Here is a 16,481-nt window from a genome sequence, read left to right on the forward strand (position 1 = left end):
TCCCGGTCAGCGTGTAGGCGACCCCGCCGATCGCGGTCATGGCGACCACGGCCGACATGCCAATGACCAACTGGGAGAACCGAAGCCGCAGCCAGCGCCGGCGTTCCCGCGGCGGCTGGATGACGTTGAGCCGCATCGACCAGCCTGCCGGACCGTCTTCGTCGTAGGTTTCCCCGCCGAACCGCATCCGCAGGTCGCCGGGGTATTCGGTTTGCGACCAAGCCAATTCGCGATCGGTCAGCGCCTCGTCGTCGATCACCAGCACGTCGCCGGCGCCCAGGTCGACGACGTCGCCGGCGGCGTCGGCCGAGGCGAGCAGCCCGATCGACGTCCGGGTGCGCAGGTCCAGTTCACCACCGCGGGAAGCCAGGATCAGCGCCCCGCTTGCCGCGGCCAGGGCCGGTTGCGCCGGCGTGAGGATCGGCGTGCGGCCGTGCATCGAAAGACGTTCGGTGACAAGCGGAATGCGCGCGCCTCCCCCGACCGTGACCACCGCGGCCAGGTCCGACCAGCTCTTGCGGTAACGCACCAGCATGTCGTCGAAGGCATAGATGAAGCCGGTCAGCCGATCCTGAATCAGCTCTTCGAGGTCGTCCTGCGTCAGCGTCAGGCTGCAACTGCGCCCGCCGAGCACCGCGACGATGTCGGTGGCCATGTCGGCCGAGAGCCGCTCCTTGGCCGCGCGGCATTGTTCCCTGAGTTCGCCGAGCTGGCCGACACCGGCGGTGCTGGCCGGGTCCAGGCCGCTGCCGTGGCCCAGCTCCTCAAAGGCGCGCAGCTGCAACTCGTGGTCGATCTCGTCGCCCGACAGCGCGGTGTAACGCAGTGTCGCGCTGACGAGTTCGAAGTCCCCGGCGACATTCACCAAAGTGGCCGACGTGCCGCTGCCACCGAAGTCGAGCAGCCCCACCACGCCCTCGTCGGGCAGTCCCAGCTCGGACTTGACCGCGGTCAGCGAGGCGATGGCGTCGCTGACCAGCCGCGGCGCCATCCCGCTACGCACGAAGCCCACATGGGTGCGCAGGGCGTCCCGCAGCGCCTGCACCGTCCCCGGCTTCCAGTGCGCGGGCACGGCGATGGAGATCTCCGAGCACGCCGCGTCCGCACCCGCGGCGAGCACCATCGCGTCCAGCGCCTCCACCGTCAGCAGTTCCGGGTCGTGCGTGGAACCGTCGGGTGACACCAGCGCGACGGAATCACCGATGCGCTCGATGAATCCCTTCATCGGCACGCCGGGCTCGGCGAGGTACGGGTTCTCTTCGGGCGCACCGATTTTCGGAGCACAGTGCGGGTAAAGGGTAACCACGGACCGGCGGGTAACCGGCGGGCTTCCATTACGCGCAGCGACCAGGTTCGTGGTCCCGATCGACAACCCGAGTGGGTCGTACATAGAGCGAAAACCTTCGTCTATAGGGGTCGGTGGCCAGCGTTAACGATAGCCGCGGACACGCGGAAAGCCGATGCTTCGCAATGTCATTGGTATTCGCTCGATGCGCTTGCGTCACCGAAGCGGTACCGAAAACCCCTTGACAAAAAGCTTTGTGCTACAACACCGTCAGCGGCAGCGAACGCCTGGGCTCGAACTGGAATGTCGATCCGCCGCTGACCCTGACCACCGAAACCTCTGGCAGTTCCTCGGCGGGCGTATCGGTTTCGACCAGTTCCGCCGTCCAGTCGGTGGCCGTCCCGCTAACTCGGACCACGAGGTGCGGTTCCACCGCGGTGGCGATGGCCTGGAGCGGTTGCACGGATTCCGGCGAGCACAACGAGATCCAGGCGGCGTCGTCGTGGGCCGGCGACGGGCGGACGTGCAACCGGTTCGATTCCATATCGGCGACAACGTAATCCGCGGGGTTCAGCAGTGGGTGCAGCTCGAGGACGCGCAGCGCCCCTTCGATCCCGCCCGGCAGCTTCAGCGCGCGGTGGATGCGTTCGGCGGCCACGCCCGCTATACCGATCAGGCCGCGGGTGCACACGCCGACGGCCTCCTCGTCGTTGGCCGCGCGGGCCCGCACCGCGATCGCGAACGACAGGTACAGCAGGTGCATCTGCAGGCACACCTCGTCGGCCATCCGGACCAGCGCCGAGTGGGAGAAAGCGGCGAAGTCGAAATCAGACAGCAAGGGTCCCGAGTAGTCTGCCTGCCCCTCGTCCGAGGGGTCGATGGCACCGAGTTCCCAAGTGGCGGCGCGGGTTCGGTTGACGATGTCCAGCGCCGGGATGCTCTGCGCCTCGGGGTAGGACTCGTCGATGATGACGGTCCACGCGCAGTGCGGGTGCCGGTCGGCCGGCGTGCGGGGCGGCCGGTGGATCGGGCGCACCTGGGCGCGCGGGTTGGTCGCGATCGCGGTGGCGTCGAACGTCGGATCCTCGATGGTGTGGCACATTCCGAACACGTACTGTTCGCCCATCGGCTCCACGTCGAGCAGGGCGCCGCAGTGGTCGAGGTGGAATTCGCCATGCCAGCGGTCATGGACCGTGTACCGGAAATCCATGAACTGCGGCGGCGCCCCGATGTCGAGCTGCAGGCCCTTGAAAATCGTGATGACGTCGTCGCCCTCGTAGTTCAGCGCCTGCTGCATCCGCCGCGTGTAGATCGGGCTGGCGCCCGCCCACTCCTCGATGGCGATCTGAACCATCTCGTCGCGACCGAAGGACGAGATGCACCAGGCCATCCCGGACCGGTCGATCAGCTGCCCGATCAGCAGCAGTTCGGGGACCAGGACGACGAGCTCGGCACGGGACAGTTGCGCAAATCGCGAGGGGCTGCTCACGCTCCAAAAATAGACTCGACTATGTTATAAAGTCAACAATGCCCATCGTCGCTGGCCAGACATCCGATCGCCCGGTTGGCCCCACCAGGCGGACCACCGCGCCCCGCAAGCGCGGCGATGACACCCGGGCGAAGATCATCGACGAGACGGTCCGCTGCATCGTGGAGGAGGGCTTCTCGGCCGCCACCGCCAAGCACGTCGCCGAGCGTGCGGGCGTCACCTGGGGTGTCATCCAGTACCACTTCGGGGATCGCAACGGCCTGCTGATGGCCGTGGTGGACGACGGGGTGGCCCGGCTGGTGGACAGCCTGTCGTCGGCCGATGTCAGCGAGCTGTCGCTGCGGAGGCGCATCGAGGTCGTCGTCGACACCGCCTGGAGCTGCTACAGCAGCCCGACGTCGATGGCCGCCTTCGAGATCCTGCGCGAAACCCGCGGCGGCCCGTCGCGGCGTCACCTGCTGGACATGAATTCCGCGATCGGCCAGTTGGGCCGGCTGATCACCACCGATCCCGCGCATGCCGGTGTGGCCGAAGTTATTTGGGCCACGCTGCGCGGTGTGGTGCTGGCGCAGATGCTCACCGGCGCGACCGTCGATTGGAGCCTGGAGCGACGTGCCCTCGTCGACATGGTCACCCGTTACCTCGCCGAGGGCCAGGGGTACCGCGAGACGTAAACCACGCACACGACACGCCGCGCGGAAACGCACTGGTTGAAGTCTGGTGGCCCACCCCGTCCGACCGCCTCATGATTCGCATTTCCCGTGTGCTGCAATGACGGGATGACCCTCGACGATCTGGCCGATATCGAAGCCATCAAGCAAGTCAAATACCGGTATCTGCGCGCGCTGGACACCAAGCACTGGGACGACTTCACCGACACCCTGGCCGAGGACATCAAGGCCGACTACGGCCCGTCGATCGGCAACGAATTGCACTTCACCAACCGCGCCGACCTGGTGGAGTACATGCGGACCTCGCTGCCGGCGAATGTCATCACCGAGCACCGGGTGACGCATCCCGACATCACCGTTGATGGCGACACCGCAACGGGCAGTTGGTATCTGCAGGACCGGGTGATGGTGGCCGATTTCAACTTCATGTTGATCGGGGCGGCCTTCTACCGCGACACCTACCGCCGCACCGATGCCGGCTGGAAGATCAGCGGCACCGGTTATGACCGAACCTACGACGCCACAATGTCTTTGGAGGGCCTGAACTTCACGCTCAAGCCCGGCCGCGCCATCGCCGCTGACTGAGCTACTTGGTGATGGCGATGACCGCGCCGGGCCGCAGCCATTTCATGATCGACACCAGCTGAGCGTCGTCGACCGCCACGCAGCCCTCGGTGGGTTTTCCGTCGGTGGTGTGGAAGAAGAACGCGGCGCCCCCACCCGGGGTCTTGTTCTTGTTGACCCCCATCACGACCGCGTGCTTGTACTGCGGGATCTGCAGGTTCTCGCTGTCGCCGGTGTTGAACGGGCACTGCGCCTTCTGGCACACCTGCATCGAGTTGAAGGTGGGGCTGTGGTCATCGCCGCTCCACCAGTAGTTTCCCCCGGTGACCTGGGTATAGGGCAGGCCGGTGCCCGGGTTGGGCGCCGTGCCGAACGCGGAGTCGAGGCTGTACACCCCCATCGGGGTGGCAGGAACGCCGCTCTTGGCCTGCGGCGCCATCCCCGCCGAACCGACGTGGGTGGGGATGCCGGACCGCAGCGACTGCCAGCCGGTGCCGGTACGCTGGAAGATCTCCATGGTCGCGTTGGAACCGCCGGTGCTGACCACCGAAACCACCTGCGTCGCATTGCCTACCGCGTTCGCGAACCAGGGAGCGCCGGCCGCGGCGCTGATCGGGGCGAGCACCAGCGAGGTGAAAAGTACGCACGCCGCGGCGCATAGCGAAGCGAGCAGTCGGTGCATGCCCTCCATCGTCGAACGGGCACATCATCAGGGTCAAGTAAAGCTTTAGCCCCGGTTAGGTCACCGCGCCGTGACCAAATGCCCACCGCGACAGTGTCGTTAGCGCACCGCCGCGGTTTCGACCGCGCGCTCCGCGCCGGCCGGTCGACGGGCCGGGGGCCGAAAGACCAAGAGACACACCAGGAAATACAGGTAACCCAGCGACCAACCGGCCAGCACGTCGGACGGATAGTGCACGTTCAGCGCCACCCGGGAGGCGCCGACCATCAGCAGCGACACCGTCACCGCCGCGACCACGACGCGGCGGATCAAGCGGGTCATCATCGAAAAGAAGAAGCACAGCACGGCGAGCAATGCGGCCATCGCCTCCAGCGCGTGCCCGGACGGAAACGAACTGGACGCCGCGGGCACCAGCATCGTCGCCGGACGCGGGCGGTTGACCAGGGCCTTGGCCGCCGCGGTGACGAACTCGTTGAGCGGCCCGCAGGCAGACACCAGCACTAGCGCGGCCCGCGGATTGCGCATCACCAGGGCCAACACCGTCATTGCGATGCCCAGCACGGACATCGGCACCGGGCCCAGGATGTAGGACACGTCTTGCCAAAACCGCAGCCACAGCGGGTGTTTGACCGCGATGTCGCGGGCGGCGTTGAGCAACGACCAATCCATCCAATGCAGCCACGCCCAGTGCCGGCAGTAGCCCACCCACAGCAGCGCGTACATCGTCGTGGCCAACGCTGCGATCCAGATGGCCACCGGCATCCTCGGGCGAGTCATAACCAACCGATACCAGCACCGCCACACGACGGCGCTCGCGCGGTCATACTGTCTTTTATGGCCGTCTTTGTCCGTAGGTTGTTCGGCATCGGCAAGCTGCCCGACGAGCTGCACGCCCAGCTCGAGTCGGAAGGCCTCACCTACCTCGCCGATTACGTCGCCGTGACGAGGCGATTCAGCGGCACCATCCCGGGTGTGCGGTTGCCGCACAGCGTCGCCAGCTACACGGGTTCACTGGTCTTCACCTCGGAGCGGGTCCTGGCCACGCTGTCCATGCTGCCCCGGCTGGCCGGCCCGACCGTCAACGTGCGATGGAACGCGCCGCAGACCGGCGCGGCGCGGGTGGAGATCTCCTCGACCGGCCTGCAGGTCGATGTCGACGTCGCCCGGGTTGACGAGAAGTTCAGCGGCGAGTTGTCGCTGCACTACAAGGTCGCCATTCCCGACGATGTGCTCGACGGGCTGCCGTTGCGCTCGCTGGCGTTCGACATGCCGCCGGAGTACGTGTTTCGCGCGGTCGGCGTTACCTATAGTCCCTGATGGTGATGCGCGGCCACGGCGGCTGCCGCAGCACCGCCAGGCTGCCGATCACCGCGGCCAGCAGCCTGGTGACCACCCCGATCAGCGCGATCCGCCCCCCGTCCACCGCCGGCGTCCAGGAGGCCTGCCCGTCGCGGATGGCGAACACGCCCAGCGGTTTGGTGACCACGATGACGGTGGTGCCGTCCGGGTTCTGATAGGGCTCGCCGTAGCGGCGACCGGCGGCGGCGTCGGCGGCCAGCTGATCGAGCACGTCGGAAGGCTTCATTTTCAACACTCCCTTCGCCGGATCCACCGGGCCGGTGGTCAGGGCACGACCCACGCTAACGCGGATTTCCTACGATGGCTGACGTGACCGGTGAGGCATTCAGCCCGCAAGAGCGACGGGCCGTCTATCGCGTCATCGCCGAACGCCGTGACATGCGCCGGTTCGTTCCCGGTGCCGTGGTGGACGAGGCCGTGCTGGCGCGGCTGCTGCAGGCCGCGCACGCGGCGCCCAGCGTCGGCCTGATGCAGCCGTGGCGCTTCATCCGGATCACCGACGCCTCGCTGCGGCGGCGCATTCACGCCCTGGTCGACGAGGAACGCCCGCGCACCGCCGCCGCCCTGGGCGAACGCGCCGAGGAATTTCTGGCGCTGAAGGTGGAGGGCATCCTCGAGTGCGCCGAGCTGTTTGTGGTGGCCCTAGGCGACGACCGCGACTCGCACGTCTTCGGCCGGCGCACGCTGCCGCAGATGGACCTGGCGTCGGTGTCGTGCGCAATCCAGAACCTGTGGCTGGCGGCCCGGTCCGAAGGCTTGGGCATGGGCTGGGTGTCGCTGTTCGATCCGCGCCGCTTGGGGTCGCTGCTGGACATGCCGCCCGGGGCCGAACCGGTGGCGATCCTGTGCCTCGGGCCGGTGCCGGAGTTCCCCGATCGCCCGGCGTTGGAACTGGACGGCTGGACCGTGGGGCGCCCGCTGTCGGAGTTTGTCTGCGAAAACCGCTGGGGTCAACTGCCGATGTCCTGACGCGTCGGCACTGCGCAATCGCGCAGGGACGTTGCGGTAACGTCGCCGGTCGCAAGGCAATGTGAGAGGTGACGCAATTGACGCCGGGCGACATAGCGGACCAACAACAGAACACGGGCTTTCGGGACAACGTGCTGATCGTGCACTGGCACGACCTGGGCCGCTACCTCGGCGCCTACGGCCACGCCGACGTGTCGAGCCCGCGACTGGACCGCCTTGCCGCCGAGGGCATCCTGTTCACCCGCGCGCACGCCACCGCGCCGCTGTGCTCGCCGTCGCGCGGATCGCTGTTCACCGGCCGATACCCACAGAACAACGGGCTCATCGGGCTGGCCCACCACGGCTGGGAATACCGCGACGGTATCCGGACCCTGCCCCAGATACTGTCCGAATCCGGCTGGTATTCGGCACTTTTCGGCATGCAGCACGAGACCTCCTACCCCAAGAGATTGGGTTTCGATGAGTTCGATGTGTCGAACTCCTACTGCGACTACGTGGCCGACAGGGCCGACGAGTGGCTGCGGCAAAGTGCCGAAGGCCTTGTTGGCCAACCATTTCTGTTGACCGCCGGCTTCTTCGAGACGCACCGACCGTATCCGCGTGACCGCTACACGCCGGCGGACAGCGACAGGGTGGATCCGCCCGATTACCTGCCCGACACCCCGGAGGTGCGCGGCGATCTCGCTGACTTCTACGGGGCCATCAGCACGGCTGACGCCGCCGTCGGGCGACTGCTGGACGCGCTGGCCGACACCGGCCTGGACGCCACCACCTGGGTGGTGTTCTTCACCGATCACGGCCCGCCGTTCCCCCGGGCGAAATCCACGCTGTATGACGCCGGGACCGGCATCGGCATGATCGTTCGACCGCCCACCCGACGGAACCTGGCGCCCCGCGTCTACGACGAGCTGTTCAGCGCGGTCGACCTGGTCCCGACGCTGTTGGGGCTGTTGGGAATCGACGCTCCGGTCGACGTCGACGGTGTCTCACATGCGCCCGCCCTGCTCAAGCCGGCTCCGCAGACCGCACCGGTGCGCGACCACGTGTACACGATGAAGACCTACCACGACTCGTTTGACCCGATTCGGGCGATTCGCACCAAGGACTACAGCTACATCGAGAACTACGTGCCGCGGCCGCTACTGGATCTGCCGCGTGACATCCAGGAGAGCCCGTCCGGGCAGGCCGTCGCGCCGTTCGTGACCGCGCCGCGGCCCGAGCGTGAACTCTACGATCTGCGCAGCGATCCCACCGAGACCAACAACCTGCTGGCCGGCGATGGCACCGATGCGGACGAAGTTGCTGCCAATCTTGCTGTGCTGCTCCATGATTGGCGTCAGAGTACCGGCGACGTCATTCCCTCGGAGTTCGCCGGCACCCGCATCTCGGCGCGCTACACCGAAACGTATGAGCAGATACACCACGGCAAGCCGACCCCGCGTTCCGGCATCGCCGCCGACCGGGGCATCGAAGAAGGCAAGCCCACCCAGCGCTAATTGCGGTCTGACTGATGCAAAGTCGCCGCCGCGCCCCGCTAGCCGGCCGAGCGGCTCGAGCCACCCACCTCGGCGACGACGAACACCCGGCGGAACGGGAAGATCGTCGTCCCGTCGGATCGGGGCGGGTACGCGTCCTGCAGCAGCGGGATCAGCTCCTCGCGGAACTGCTCCCACGTCTCATCGTCGAGCCGCTCGCGCACCGGAACCAGCGCCGTGCCGGTGATCCATTCCAGCACCGGATGCTCGCCGGTCAGCTGGTGCAGATACGTGGTCTCCCAGACATCGACCTTGCATCCCGCGTCCAGCAGCAGATTGGCGTAGTGGGCCGGCGGCTGGACCACCGCGCCCACCCGAAATGGTATGTCGCGCAATAGCTTCGCGTACGGCTCCCGGCGGGCCAACGCCCGCACCGCCGCATAGGACGGTGACTCGAAGTTGCCCGGCATCTGGACACCGATCCACGATCCGGATGCCAGCTGCCCCGCCCACCGCAGCAGCAGGTCGGCGTGCTCGGGCACCCAATGCAGGGCCGCGTTGCTCACCACCACGTCGGTGTCGGGTTTGGGCTTCCAGTCGCGCAGGTCGCCGGTGGCGGCGTCGATGCCGCGCTCCTTGGCCGCGGCTACCATCTCCGGCGAGCTGTCCATCGCCTCGATCACCGCGTCGGGCCAGCGCCGGGCCAGATACTTTGTCAGGTGACCGGGTCCGCAACCCAGGTCGACGACCCGCCGCGCCCGGTCGGCGCCGACCCGCGACAGCAGGTCGTAGAAGGGGCGGCCCCGGTGGTCGGCGAAGGCCAGGTAGACGTCCGGATCCCACATGTCGGTCCTCCTGATCCTCGCGCCGCGGCTCACCCGTCGATAGCAAACCGTACAACTCCTATGGTGCGCCGACGCGGCCCGAATGGTCCCGGGATAACACCGCTACGACCCAAACCGGTCGAAACGCCCAGGCAAGGGGGACCCGCCGGGCTACCATCGGCGATCGTGGCGCCCGACTCAGATCCGATCGAACCGCCCGTCCCCGTTCCCGACGTCCCCGGCGCCGATCTACCGGCCGGCGCCGGCGGATTACCCCCCAATTCGGCGTTGTCGCCCCGCCAGCGAATGGTAGTCGAGGCGTCGGCCCTCGGCGATCTGGCCCTGCGCACCTGGGTGGCCTCGCTGCTCACCACCACGGTGGCGCCGTTCGTGGTTGCCGCCACCCTGCGCCAACACGATTCCGCCGCCGAGCGCGGCAACCTCGATTTCTACGCCGAGCTGGCTGCGGCGGGCGATCCGGCGCGGTCCTTTCCCGCCCCCACCGACGTACCCCAAGTGGCGTCGCGACGGGCCAGCCCGCTCGCGGAGTGGATCGCCCGCGGCACGGTCGACAACATCGCATTCCCCAGCAGCTTCACCGCCGTCAACCCCGCCATGCGCGCGCAGTGGGGCCGCTGGCGGTCGAACAACATGGTGCGCGCCCAGCATTGGCGTCACGACGATGGGCCACGCCCGACCCTGTGCGTCATCCACGGCTTCATGGGATCGTCGTATCTGGCCAACGGACGGTTCTTTTCGCTGCCCTGGTATTACCGGTCCGGCTACGACGTGCTGATGTACACGTTGCCCTTTCACGGCAAGCGGGCCGAAAAGTTCTCACCTTTCAGCGGTTTCGGCTATTTCGCCGGCGGGCTCAGCGGTTTCGCCGAGGCCATGGCCCAGGCCGTGCACGACTTCCGTTCCATCATCGACTATTTGCGCCACACCGGGGTCGACCGCATCGCGCTCACCGGAATCTCATTGGGTGGTTACACCTCGGCGCTGGTGGCCTCGGTCGACGACCGGCTCGAGGCGGTCATCCCCAACTGCCCGGTCGTCACGCCGGCGACGTTATTCGACGAGTGGTTCCCGGCCAACAGGCTGGTCCGCCTGGGGCTGCGCCTGTCGGACATCAGCCACGCCGACTTGGCGGCCGGCTTGGCCTACCACTGCCCGCTCAATTATCGGCCGCTGGTGCCCCGGGACCGCCGGATGATCATCACCGGGCTCGGCGACCGGATGGCGCCGCCCGACCACGCCGTCAAACTACGGCACCACTGGGATCAGTGTGCGCTGCACTGGTTTCCGGGCAGCCACGTGTTGCACGTGAGCCAGCTCGACTACCTGCGCCGGATGACCGCGTTCCTGCAGCAGGTCATGTTCTGACCACCTCGACGGTGTCGGCGTTGTCGCCGATGTCACCCAGCGGCGCCCGGTGGGCTCCGCCCGCGAGGGTGGGCCAGTGCACCTGCGCGAGCAGGTCCGCCGGCGCGGCGGTGTGGCCGTCGAGCCGCCGGGTGGACAGCAGGTCCAGCGCGGTCAACGCGGGCAGGTGATTTCCGCGCTGCGGCGTCAGCCCATCCACCGGCGCCTTGCCGTCCGGGCCGGTCTCGGTCTGGAACGCACAGGCGACCGCCACGGTGGGCCGGGTCTTGTCACCGGCGACCTCCAGCGCGGTGCAGGTCTCGCGCGCGGCATACGACCGGATCGCCGCCAGGGTCTCCGGCAGCGCTTCGTCCACCGAAATCCGGTACGCGGCAAGGTAATCCGATGCGCCGCGCTGCACTCCCCGCCACCGCTCGCGCGGGTTGTTGGTCAGTAACCGGGGAACGTCGTCGGCCCCGACGGGGGTGGCATCCCAACCGATCTCCCGAAGATGGTCGGCCAGCCGACGGGCCGCGACGTGAGCGGTCTCGTGCAACGGAATTCGCGGTGAACGCGCCTGCAGGGCGGCCAGATTGTCGGGCGCCGAGACGGTGAGCCCGAGCCACGTCTCGCGTCGCGATGCGTCGGCGGCGTTGTCGCGGCTGGTGATGCGGATCTTGTCCGCCCGGATGCCGTAGCGGTCCAGGTAACTCGCGATCAGCGGCAGCGGCAGCACATCGGAGTCGTCCTCGGGTGCGCCGAGGCGAATCAGGGCGGTCGCCGCCGTGTCGGAAGTGCTCGACGGGACGGCGTTGCCGCGGGCGATCATCGCCAGGCGGCGGCCCACGATGGTGGTGAAATGCAGACCGCCCCACCAGCCGAACAACACGATGACGACGGCGGCGGCGATCCCCAACAGCCAGTAGTCGCGGGGCGTGCGCCACGGGTAGGCCATGATCGCGGGCACGATGGCCAGCAGCGCCAACGTGATTCGACCGCTGCCGGGGATCGGTATCCGATGCGTGTTCACGGGGTGGGGTCCTTTCGTCGGCGTGCGGCGATTGCGGTGACGGCGCCGGCCACCGCGACCAGCACGGCCAGCGCGGCGGTGCCGGCCACCGCGACGGTCCGCGGTTTGGTGTCCTCGGGCGCGGGTGCCGGCGGCACGGCCACCGGCTTCACCGCCGCCGGGCCGGGCTGGTCACCGGCGGGAAGTTGCCAGGTCAGGGCCGCCACCGGATCCACGCTGCCGGTGCCCACCACGTTGGAGGGGTCGCGGGCGCCATTGTGCGCGGTCGCGGTGATGCGGCGCAGCACCGCGGTGGCGTTGAGGTCGGGGTATTTGCTGCGGACCAGCGCCGCGACGCCGGCCACGTAGCCGGCCGCGTAACCGGTGCCGTTGAGGGCGGCGAGTTGCTGGTGTTCGTCGGGCAGGCCGTTCGCCAGGCCGCCGCCGTCGGCGTTGCCGATCGACACGATGCGTTCGCCGGGCGCGGCGACGCCCACCCACGGCCCCGCCACGGTGAATTTCGAAGGCTGGCCGTCCGGGGTCAGGGAAGCCACCGACAGCACGTAGGGCTGCCACCACGACGGGATGGACACCGACGTGACGCCGGCCCAATTCCGTGGATCGTTCGGGCGGCTCAGGTCGGTGAGCGGATTGGATTCACACGAGGTGCCCCCACCCGCGGCACCGGTGGGTCCGCTGTTGCCCGCGCCGGCGACGATCACCGCGTCCTTGTCCACCGCCGCGTAGCGGACGGCGGCACCGAGGGCGGCCTGGTCGATGGGCCGGTCGACGGGCATGCAGGTGGTCGAGCCGATGTCGATCACCCGGGCCCCGAGGTCGGCCGCGTGCACGATCGCCCGGGCGAGCGTGGATACCTCGGCCGACACCCGCGCCAGCATCGGATCGCCGCCCGGCGTGCGCGGCGAGAACTTGGCCGACGTCGTCCGCAGCGACACCACCCGTGCGGCGGGTGCCACGCCGGAGAAACCGTCGTCGGCCGAGGGCTGGCCGGCGACGATCCCGGCGACCAGCGTCCCGTGGCCGTCGCAGTCGGTCAGGCCGTCGGTCGTCTCGACGAAATCACCGCCCGCTTCGACGTTGGGCAGGCGTGGACCCGGCCGCACCCCGGTGTCGAGCACCGCCACCAGCTGCCCCTCGCCCCGCGAAAACTGCCATGCCGCAGGGAGATTCAGCACGGACTGGCTAGGCGTGATGGCGGCCGGATCGCTGCCGGGTACCACTCCGGACGTGCTGCAGGGTCCGCGCTGCTCCATCGGCTGCCCGGGCCCCGGCGACCCGCTGGGCGGCGGGACACCGGGATCGACCGTCGGCGGGCTGATGGCCAACGCCGGCGGACTGGTCCACGTCGCGGCGGCGGGCAGCAACGCCAACGCCGCCGCGAAGCAGGCTGATGCCGGCCGAATCATCGATTGAGCACCCAGCTGAACAGACCGACCACGAACGCCATGACGGGGATCAGCGACGCGTCGAGTCCGGTCGCGACGAATCCCACCAACCGGCGCACCGGCAACGAATAGCTTTCCGGCGCAGCGATGCCCGGGTTCAGCGCCACCACGATCCACACCGACACCAGCGCCAGGAGCACCAGCGCCGCGCCCAGCGCGGCCGCGTACCGTCCGGTCGAGGTGTAGAGCACCAGCAGCACTCCGGCGGTCAGGAAGGGCTGGGCGAGCAGCCACGCCTTGCACGCGGCCGAGTCCCACACCCTGGCGCGCAGCACGGACGTCGCCGCGGTCGCCGCGATCACGTACCAGCCCGCAGCGCTGAGCGACTCGGGCCGCAGCCCGATCGCCACCGAACCCAGGACGCTGAGCAGCACTGCGGCGGCGATGAATCCCCTCTGATGCGCGTCGCTGATCCGCACGCGGCGGGGCAGGTCCTCGAGGACCTGCAGCGACGGCGCCGACGGGGTGGGGTCCCCGGGCGCCGGGATGACCGGCAACGGGAACCGCGCCCACAGCGCGGACAGTTGGGCCGCCTCGATGGTGACCAGCAGCGCCGCCACGATCAGCCCGCAGCCGATGGCGATCGGCGTGAGGTGCCACAGCAATTCGGCACCCGCGGCCAGCAGCACCCCGGCGCCCACCACCGCGGTCGCGGTGAAGAACCCGGCGATGCGCTCGCGCTCGGCGCTCGGCGCCATTAGGGCGATCAGGGACCACGCGGTGACGCCGGCCGCGGCGAGGGTCAGTTGGGCGGGACCGAACCTGCCCGGCACCGCCAGCGACAGCGCGGCGGCGATGGGAACCAGCGCGGCGATGGACAGCGCCATGCCGGTGCGCGCCGAGCGCGCGGTCACCAGCAGGCCGACGATCGCGGTCAGCGCCGCAACCGCGCTGACCGCGACCAGTCCCAGCAGCGCACCGGTGGCCACCCGGTAGGTCACCGCCAGCCCAGTCGCCAGGAACGCCACCGCGATCGCCGCGGCCAGCGCGCCCCGCTGAATATGCGTTGTGCCCCAGGGCTTGAGCCGCGAGGTGGAGAAGATCATGGCCGCGTCGGCGATGTCCTCGACGATGCCGGGCGCGGCCGGACCGACCGGCACCGCTTGCAGCGCCAGCAGGTCACCGTCGACGACGCCGACCGTGTCCAGGCTGGCATCCAGGCTGAACGGCGCACCACCGATGGGCGCCAGGCTCAGTTGGGTCGCCGCGCCGACCTCGGCGGCGCCGCGCGTGGCGGTGCCGTCCTCGGAGTCGTCGTTAACCGCGGCGGGGACCACCAAACGCTGGACGGCGGGCAGGATTTCGCGCAGCGGCAGCTCGGCAGGCAAGGCCATTTCCGTCAACCTGCTGTCCGCCAGTATTGCCACGCGGACGATCGGCATGACGGTTCCGGAGGTCACCGGACCCTCGAAACGTGTTGGGGCCGTTGCTGGAACATCGTGCTCTCTTCTCTTTTTCTATGAGTGTTGAACGGACAGTGTTGAAGGGGAAAAGTCTCGGGTCAGCCGGTGTTCGGCGAACCACCCGGCGTCTGGCAGTAAAGCGGTCAGTTGTTCGATCGCGACGGCGATCGCGAACGGCGTTCCGGGCGCGAAGGTCGAAACCCACTCACCGTCGAACGCGCGGGACGGGCTGACCAGCACCCGTCCCTCGCTTGCGTCGACGATGCTCATCCCCACCTCGCTGGTGGCGTGCCGGCCGTCGCGGTGGCAGCCGGCGACGATCTCGACATAGCTGCGCGGCCCGTTGAACACCGATTCCACCACCGGCCGCGCCGACTGTGGAATGCCCAGGTAGTCAAGCACTTCCGCAAGCGGTGCGCCCGAACGCAGCCGCTCGTCGGCTCTCGCCCCGACCCGCATCGGCATGCTGAACTCGTCGAACCGCGCCGGCGGCCGTTGGGCGAGACCGACGGTGAGCACCGGAACCAGAGCGCGGGGATCGTCGATGTTCATTGCGGTGAAGGTGATCAGCTGTGCACTGCGCAACGCGACCACGGTGCTCGACGGCTTGCCGGCCTCACCGCTGCGCTGCGCGACGATGCCGCGCAGCAAGTCGGCGCCGCCGCCGGGCTCACCGGTGTCCTTAGCGGGGCCGACGTAACGCAGGTCCAGCCACCGCTGCGGAAAACACACCACCTTGATCCACTCGGCGACGGCGGGGTTGACGAGTCCGCCTTGCGAAACCAGGCCCAGCTCGGTCAGCTCAGCCTTCTGACGGTCGAGGAACGCGTTGCGCTCCGCGGCATCACGATAGGGCGAGGTGATTGCCAGCACCCAGGGAAAGCTCCCCGCCCCAACCGTTTCCGCGATGAACCAAGCGTGATCGACCGTCAGCTCGACGGCGTTGGGCGCTTGCTGCATCAGGTTCGTTCAGGCACGAACTAGCCGCCCCATTTGGCGGCTTCGGCCTGGTCGCGGGCGAGCATGGACATGGTGTTCGCCTCGTGGGTGCTGGCCATCGACTGGTAGGCGCGCACCAGGCTTTCCATCGCCTGGTTCCACTGGGCCTGCCACACCTGGTAGGTCATACCGGTGTCACCCTGCCAGGCGTTGGACAACGTGGCCTGCTCGCTGGCGATGTCGGAACCGAGCCCCTGCATGGTGCCGGCGTATCCGGACATGTCGGCGGCGTGGCTCAACATCGCCGGGTAGTTGTACATGATCTGCGACATGACAAGTCCTTTCGAGGTTGCTAGCGGTGAGCTCAGAACGCGGTGTAGCCGGAGGCGGCGGCGGCGTCGGCGGCCACGTAGGTCCCGGCGGCGTCCCCGAGGTTGGCCTGGGCGATGTCGAGCAGGGTGTTGACCCGCGCGGCGACCTCGACGAACCGCGCGTGCGCGGCCTGGAAGGCGGCAGAGGACTCACCCTGGTGGAACGCCTGCGCCGACATGGCTTCCTGCTCGGCCTGGCTGATCGTGCTGCGCAGCAACGCCGCCTTGGCGCTGAAGGCCGACTGTGCGGCTACCAACTGCGGAATGTGAGCGTCCAACATACTCATGTTGATTCCTTTCTGTTGCGTCCGTTGGGGATTCGGTAATTCACCTGCATCTGGCTGACCGCCTTACCCCCCTTTCCCCGGCTCGGTTGGGCCCGTTGGGTTGCCGGCCTCGTGCTCCCACGTGCCGGGCACCATCGGCATGCGTGGGCCGCCGCCGAAGTCGTCGTCGGCCAGCTTGGTCAACCCGGCCGCCTGAAAAGCCTTCTGCCGCTGTGTCGTTCCGGTGAATCCGAGCGCCCCGGCGCCCTGTGCGGATGCGACAGCCGCGGCCAGCTCCTCCTCGTCACCGAAATCCGGCGGCACGCCGAAGTCGGATTCCATGT

General features: G+C 68.5%; 18 protein-coding genes and 1 pseudogene. 6 read left to right on the forward strand and 13 right to left on the reverse strand.

Going from position 1 to position 16,481, the window contains the following annotated elements:
• Nucleotides 1–1,390 (reverse strand): Hsp70 family protein (locus DQP58_RS21960; protein ID WP_112710304.1); only part of this gene is annotated, 1,390 nt, incomplete at its 3' end.
• Between the two features lie 154 nt (nucleotides 1,391–1,544).
• A complete protein-coding gene (locus DQP58_RS21965; RefSeq protein ID WP_112710305.1) occupies nucleotides 1,545–2,774 on the reverse strand; it encodes a hypothetical protein in 1,230 nt (409 codons plus the stop codon).
• A 38-nt stretch (nucleotides 2,775–2,812) separates the two neighbouring features.
• On the opposite strand from DQP58_RS21965, the gene DQP58_RS21970 reads away from it, so the two are divergent.
• Together DQP58_RS21970 and DQP58_RS21975 are read left to right on the forward strand one after the other, a co-directional pair.
• The gene (locus tag DQP58_RS21970) at nucleotides 2,813–3,448 is read left to right on the forward strand and encodes a TetR/AcrR family transcriptional regulator (protein ID WP_112710306.1); all 636 of its coding nucleotides are present in this window, start codon (nucleotides 2,813–2,815) and stop codon (nucleotides 3,446–3,448) included.
• A 105-nt stretch (nucleotides 3,449–3,553) separates the two neighbouring features.
• A complete protein-coding gene (locus DQP58_RS21975) occupies nucleotides 3,554–4,030 on the forward strand; it encodes a nuclear transport factor 2 family protein (protein ID WP_371915806.1) in 477 nt (158 codons plus the stop codon).
• A 1-nt stretch (nucleotide 4,031) separates the two neighbouring features.
• Here DQP58_RS21975 and DQP58_RS21980 read toward each other — a convergent pair whose 3' ends face one another.
• Together DQP58_RS21980 and DQP58_RS21985 are read right to left on the reverse strand one after the other, a co-directional pair.
• Nucleotides 4,032–4,691, reverse strand: coding sequence for a L,D-transpeptidase family protein (locus DQP58_RS21980; RefSeq protein ID WP_112710315.1), 660 nt, complete (start codon nucleotides 4,689–4,691; stop codon nucleotides 4,032–4,034).
• Between the two features lie 99 nt (nucleotides 4,692–4,790).
• Complete coding sequence (locus tag DQP58_RS21985) at nucleotides 4,791–5,468, reverse strand: phosphatase PAP2 family protein (RefSeq protein ID WP_112710307.1); 678 nt, start codon at nucleotides 5,466–5,468, stop codon at nucleotides 4,791–4,793.
• Between the two features lie 57 nt (nucleotides 5,469–5,525).
• On the opposite strand from DQP58_RS21985, the gene DQP58_RS21990 reads away from it, so the two are divergent.
• Nucleotides 5,526–6,008 (forward strand): hypothetical protein, encoded by a 483-nt coding sequence (locus DQP58_RS21990; RefSeq protein WP_066860074.1) that lies wholly within the window; start codon nucleotides 5,526–5,528, stop codon nucleotides 6,006–6,008.
• Here the strand turns inward: DQP58_RS21990 and DQP58_RS21995 are convergent.
• On the reverse strand, nucleotides 5,992–6,276 hold the full coding sequence (locus DQP58_RS21995; protein ID WP_112710316.1) for a hypothetical protein: 285 nt from the start codon (nucleotides 6,274–6,276) through the stop codon (nucleotides 5,992–5,994). The two genes, DQP58_RS21990 and DQP58_RS21995, sit on opposite strands and share 17 nt — an antisense overlap.
• 74 nt (nucleotides 6,277–6,350) lie before the next feature.
• On the opposite strand from DQP58_RS21995, the gene bluB reads away from it, so the two are divergent.
• Nucleotides 6,351–7,019 carry a 5,6-dimethylbenzimidazole synthase gene (gene bluB, locus DQP58_RS22000; RefSeq protein ID WP_112710308.1) on the forward strand — a complete coding sequence of 223 codons (669 nt, stop codon included), beginning with the start codon at nucleotides 6,351–6,353 and terminating at the stop codon, nucleotides 7,017–7,019.
• 68 nt (nucleotides 7,020–7,087) lie between these two features.
• A complete protein-coding gene (locus DQP58_RS22005; RefSeq protein ID WP_112710309.1) occupies nucleotides 7,088–8,515 on the forward strand; it encodes a sulfatase family protein in 1,428 nt (475 codons plus the stop codon).
• 38 nt (nucleotides 8,516–8,553) lie between these two features.
• Here DQP58_RS22005 and DQP58_RS22010 read toward each other — a convergent pair whose 3' ends face one another.
• Nucleotides 8,554–9,339 carry a trans-aconitate 2-methyltransferase gene (locus DQP58_RS22010; protein ID WP_112710310.1) on the reverse strand — a complete coding sequence of 262 codons (786 nt, stop codon included), beginning with the start codon at nucleotides 9,337–9,339 and terminating at the stop codon, nucleotides 8,554–8,556.
• 165 nt (nucleotides 9,340–9,504) lie between these two features.
• Between DQP58_RS22010 and DQP58_RS22015 the strand changes: the two genes are divergently transcribed.
• Nucleotides 9,505–10,704, forward strand: a complete 1,200-nt coding sequence (locus tag DQP58_RS22015) for an alpha/beta hydrolase family protein (RefSeq protein WP_112710311.1) — start codon at nucleotides 9,505–9,507, stop codon at nucleotides 10,702–10,704.
• Here DQP58_RS22015 and eccE read toward each other — a convergent pair.
• The 7 genes and pseudogenes from eccE to DQP58_RS22050 form a co-directional block, all read right to left on the reverse strand.
• The gene (eccE, locus tag DQP58_RS22020) at nucleotides 10,694–11,713 is read right to left on the reverse strand and encodes a type VII secretion protein EccE (protein WP_112710312.1); all 1,020 of its coding nucleotides are present in this window, start codon (nucleotides 11,711–11,713) and stop codon (nucleotides 10,694–10,696) included. The genes DQP58_RS22015 and eccE overlap by 11 nt on opposite strands.
• Nucleotides 11,710–13,119: a type VII secretion-associated serine protease mycosin gene (gene mycP, locus DQP58_RS22025; protein WP_112710313.1), complete on the reverse strand. Its 1,410-nt coding sequence runs from the start codon at nucleotides 13,117–13,119 to the stop codon at nucleotides 11,710–11,712. The genes eccE and mycP overlap by 4 nt, the downstream gene beginning before the upstream one ends.
• Nucleotides 13,116–14,540 (reverse strand): type VII secretion integral membrane protein EccD, encoded by a 1,425-nt coding sequence (eccD, locus tag DQP58_RS22030; protein WP_112710317.1) that lies wholly within the window; start codon nucleotides 14,538–14,540, stop codon nucleotides 13,116–13,118. The genes mycP and eccD overlap by 4 nt, the downstream gene beginning before the upstream one ends.
• A 75-nt stretch (nucleotides 14,541–14,615) precedes the next feature.
• A complete protein-coding gene (locus DQP58_RS22035) occupies nucleotides 14,616–15,521 on the reverse strand; it encodes an ESX secretion-associated protein EspG (RefSeq protein ID WP_112710314.1) in 906 nt (301 codons plus the stop codon).
• 20 nt (nucleotides 15,522–15,541) lie between these two features.
• Complete coding sequence (locus DQP58_RS22040; protein WP_007768835.1) at nucleotides 15,542–15,832, reverse strand: WXG100 family type VII secretion target; 291 nt, start codon at nucleotides 15,830–15,832, stop codon at nucleotides 15,542–15,544.
• 32 nt (nucleotides 15,833–15,864) lie between these two features.
• On the reverse strand, nucleotides 15,865–16,158 hold the full coding sequence (locus DQP58_RS22045; protein WP_066860115.1) for a WXG100 family type VII secretion target: 294 nt from the start codon (nucleotides 16,156–16,158) through the stop codon (nucleotides 15,865–15,867).
• A gap of 63 nt (nucleotides 16,159–16,221) precedes the next feature.
• A pseudogene (locus DQP58_RS22050) lies at nucleotides 16,222–16,481 on the reverse strand (PPE family protein); the annotation flags it as partial.

This window comes from Mycobacterium colombiense (genome assembly GCF_003284975.1).
Classification (GTDB): domain Bacteria; phylum Actinomycetota; class Actinomycetes; order Mycobacteriales; family Mycobacteriaceae; genus Mycobacterium; species Mycobacterium europaeum_A.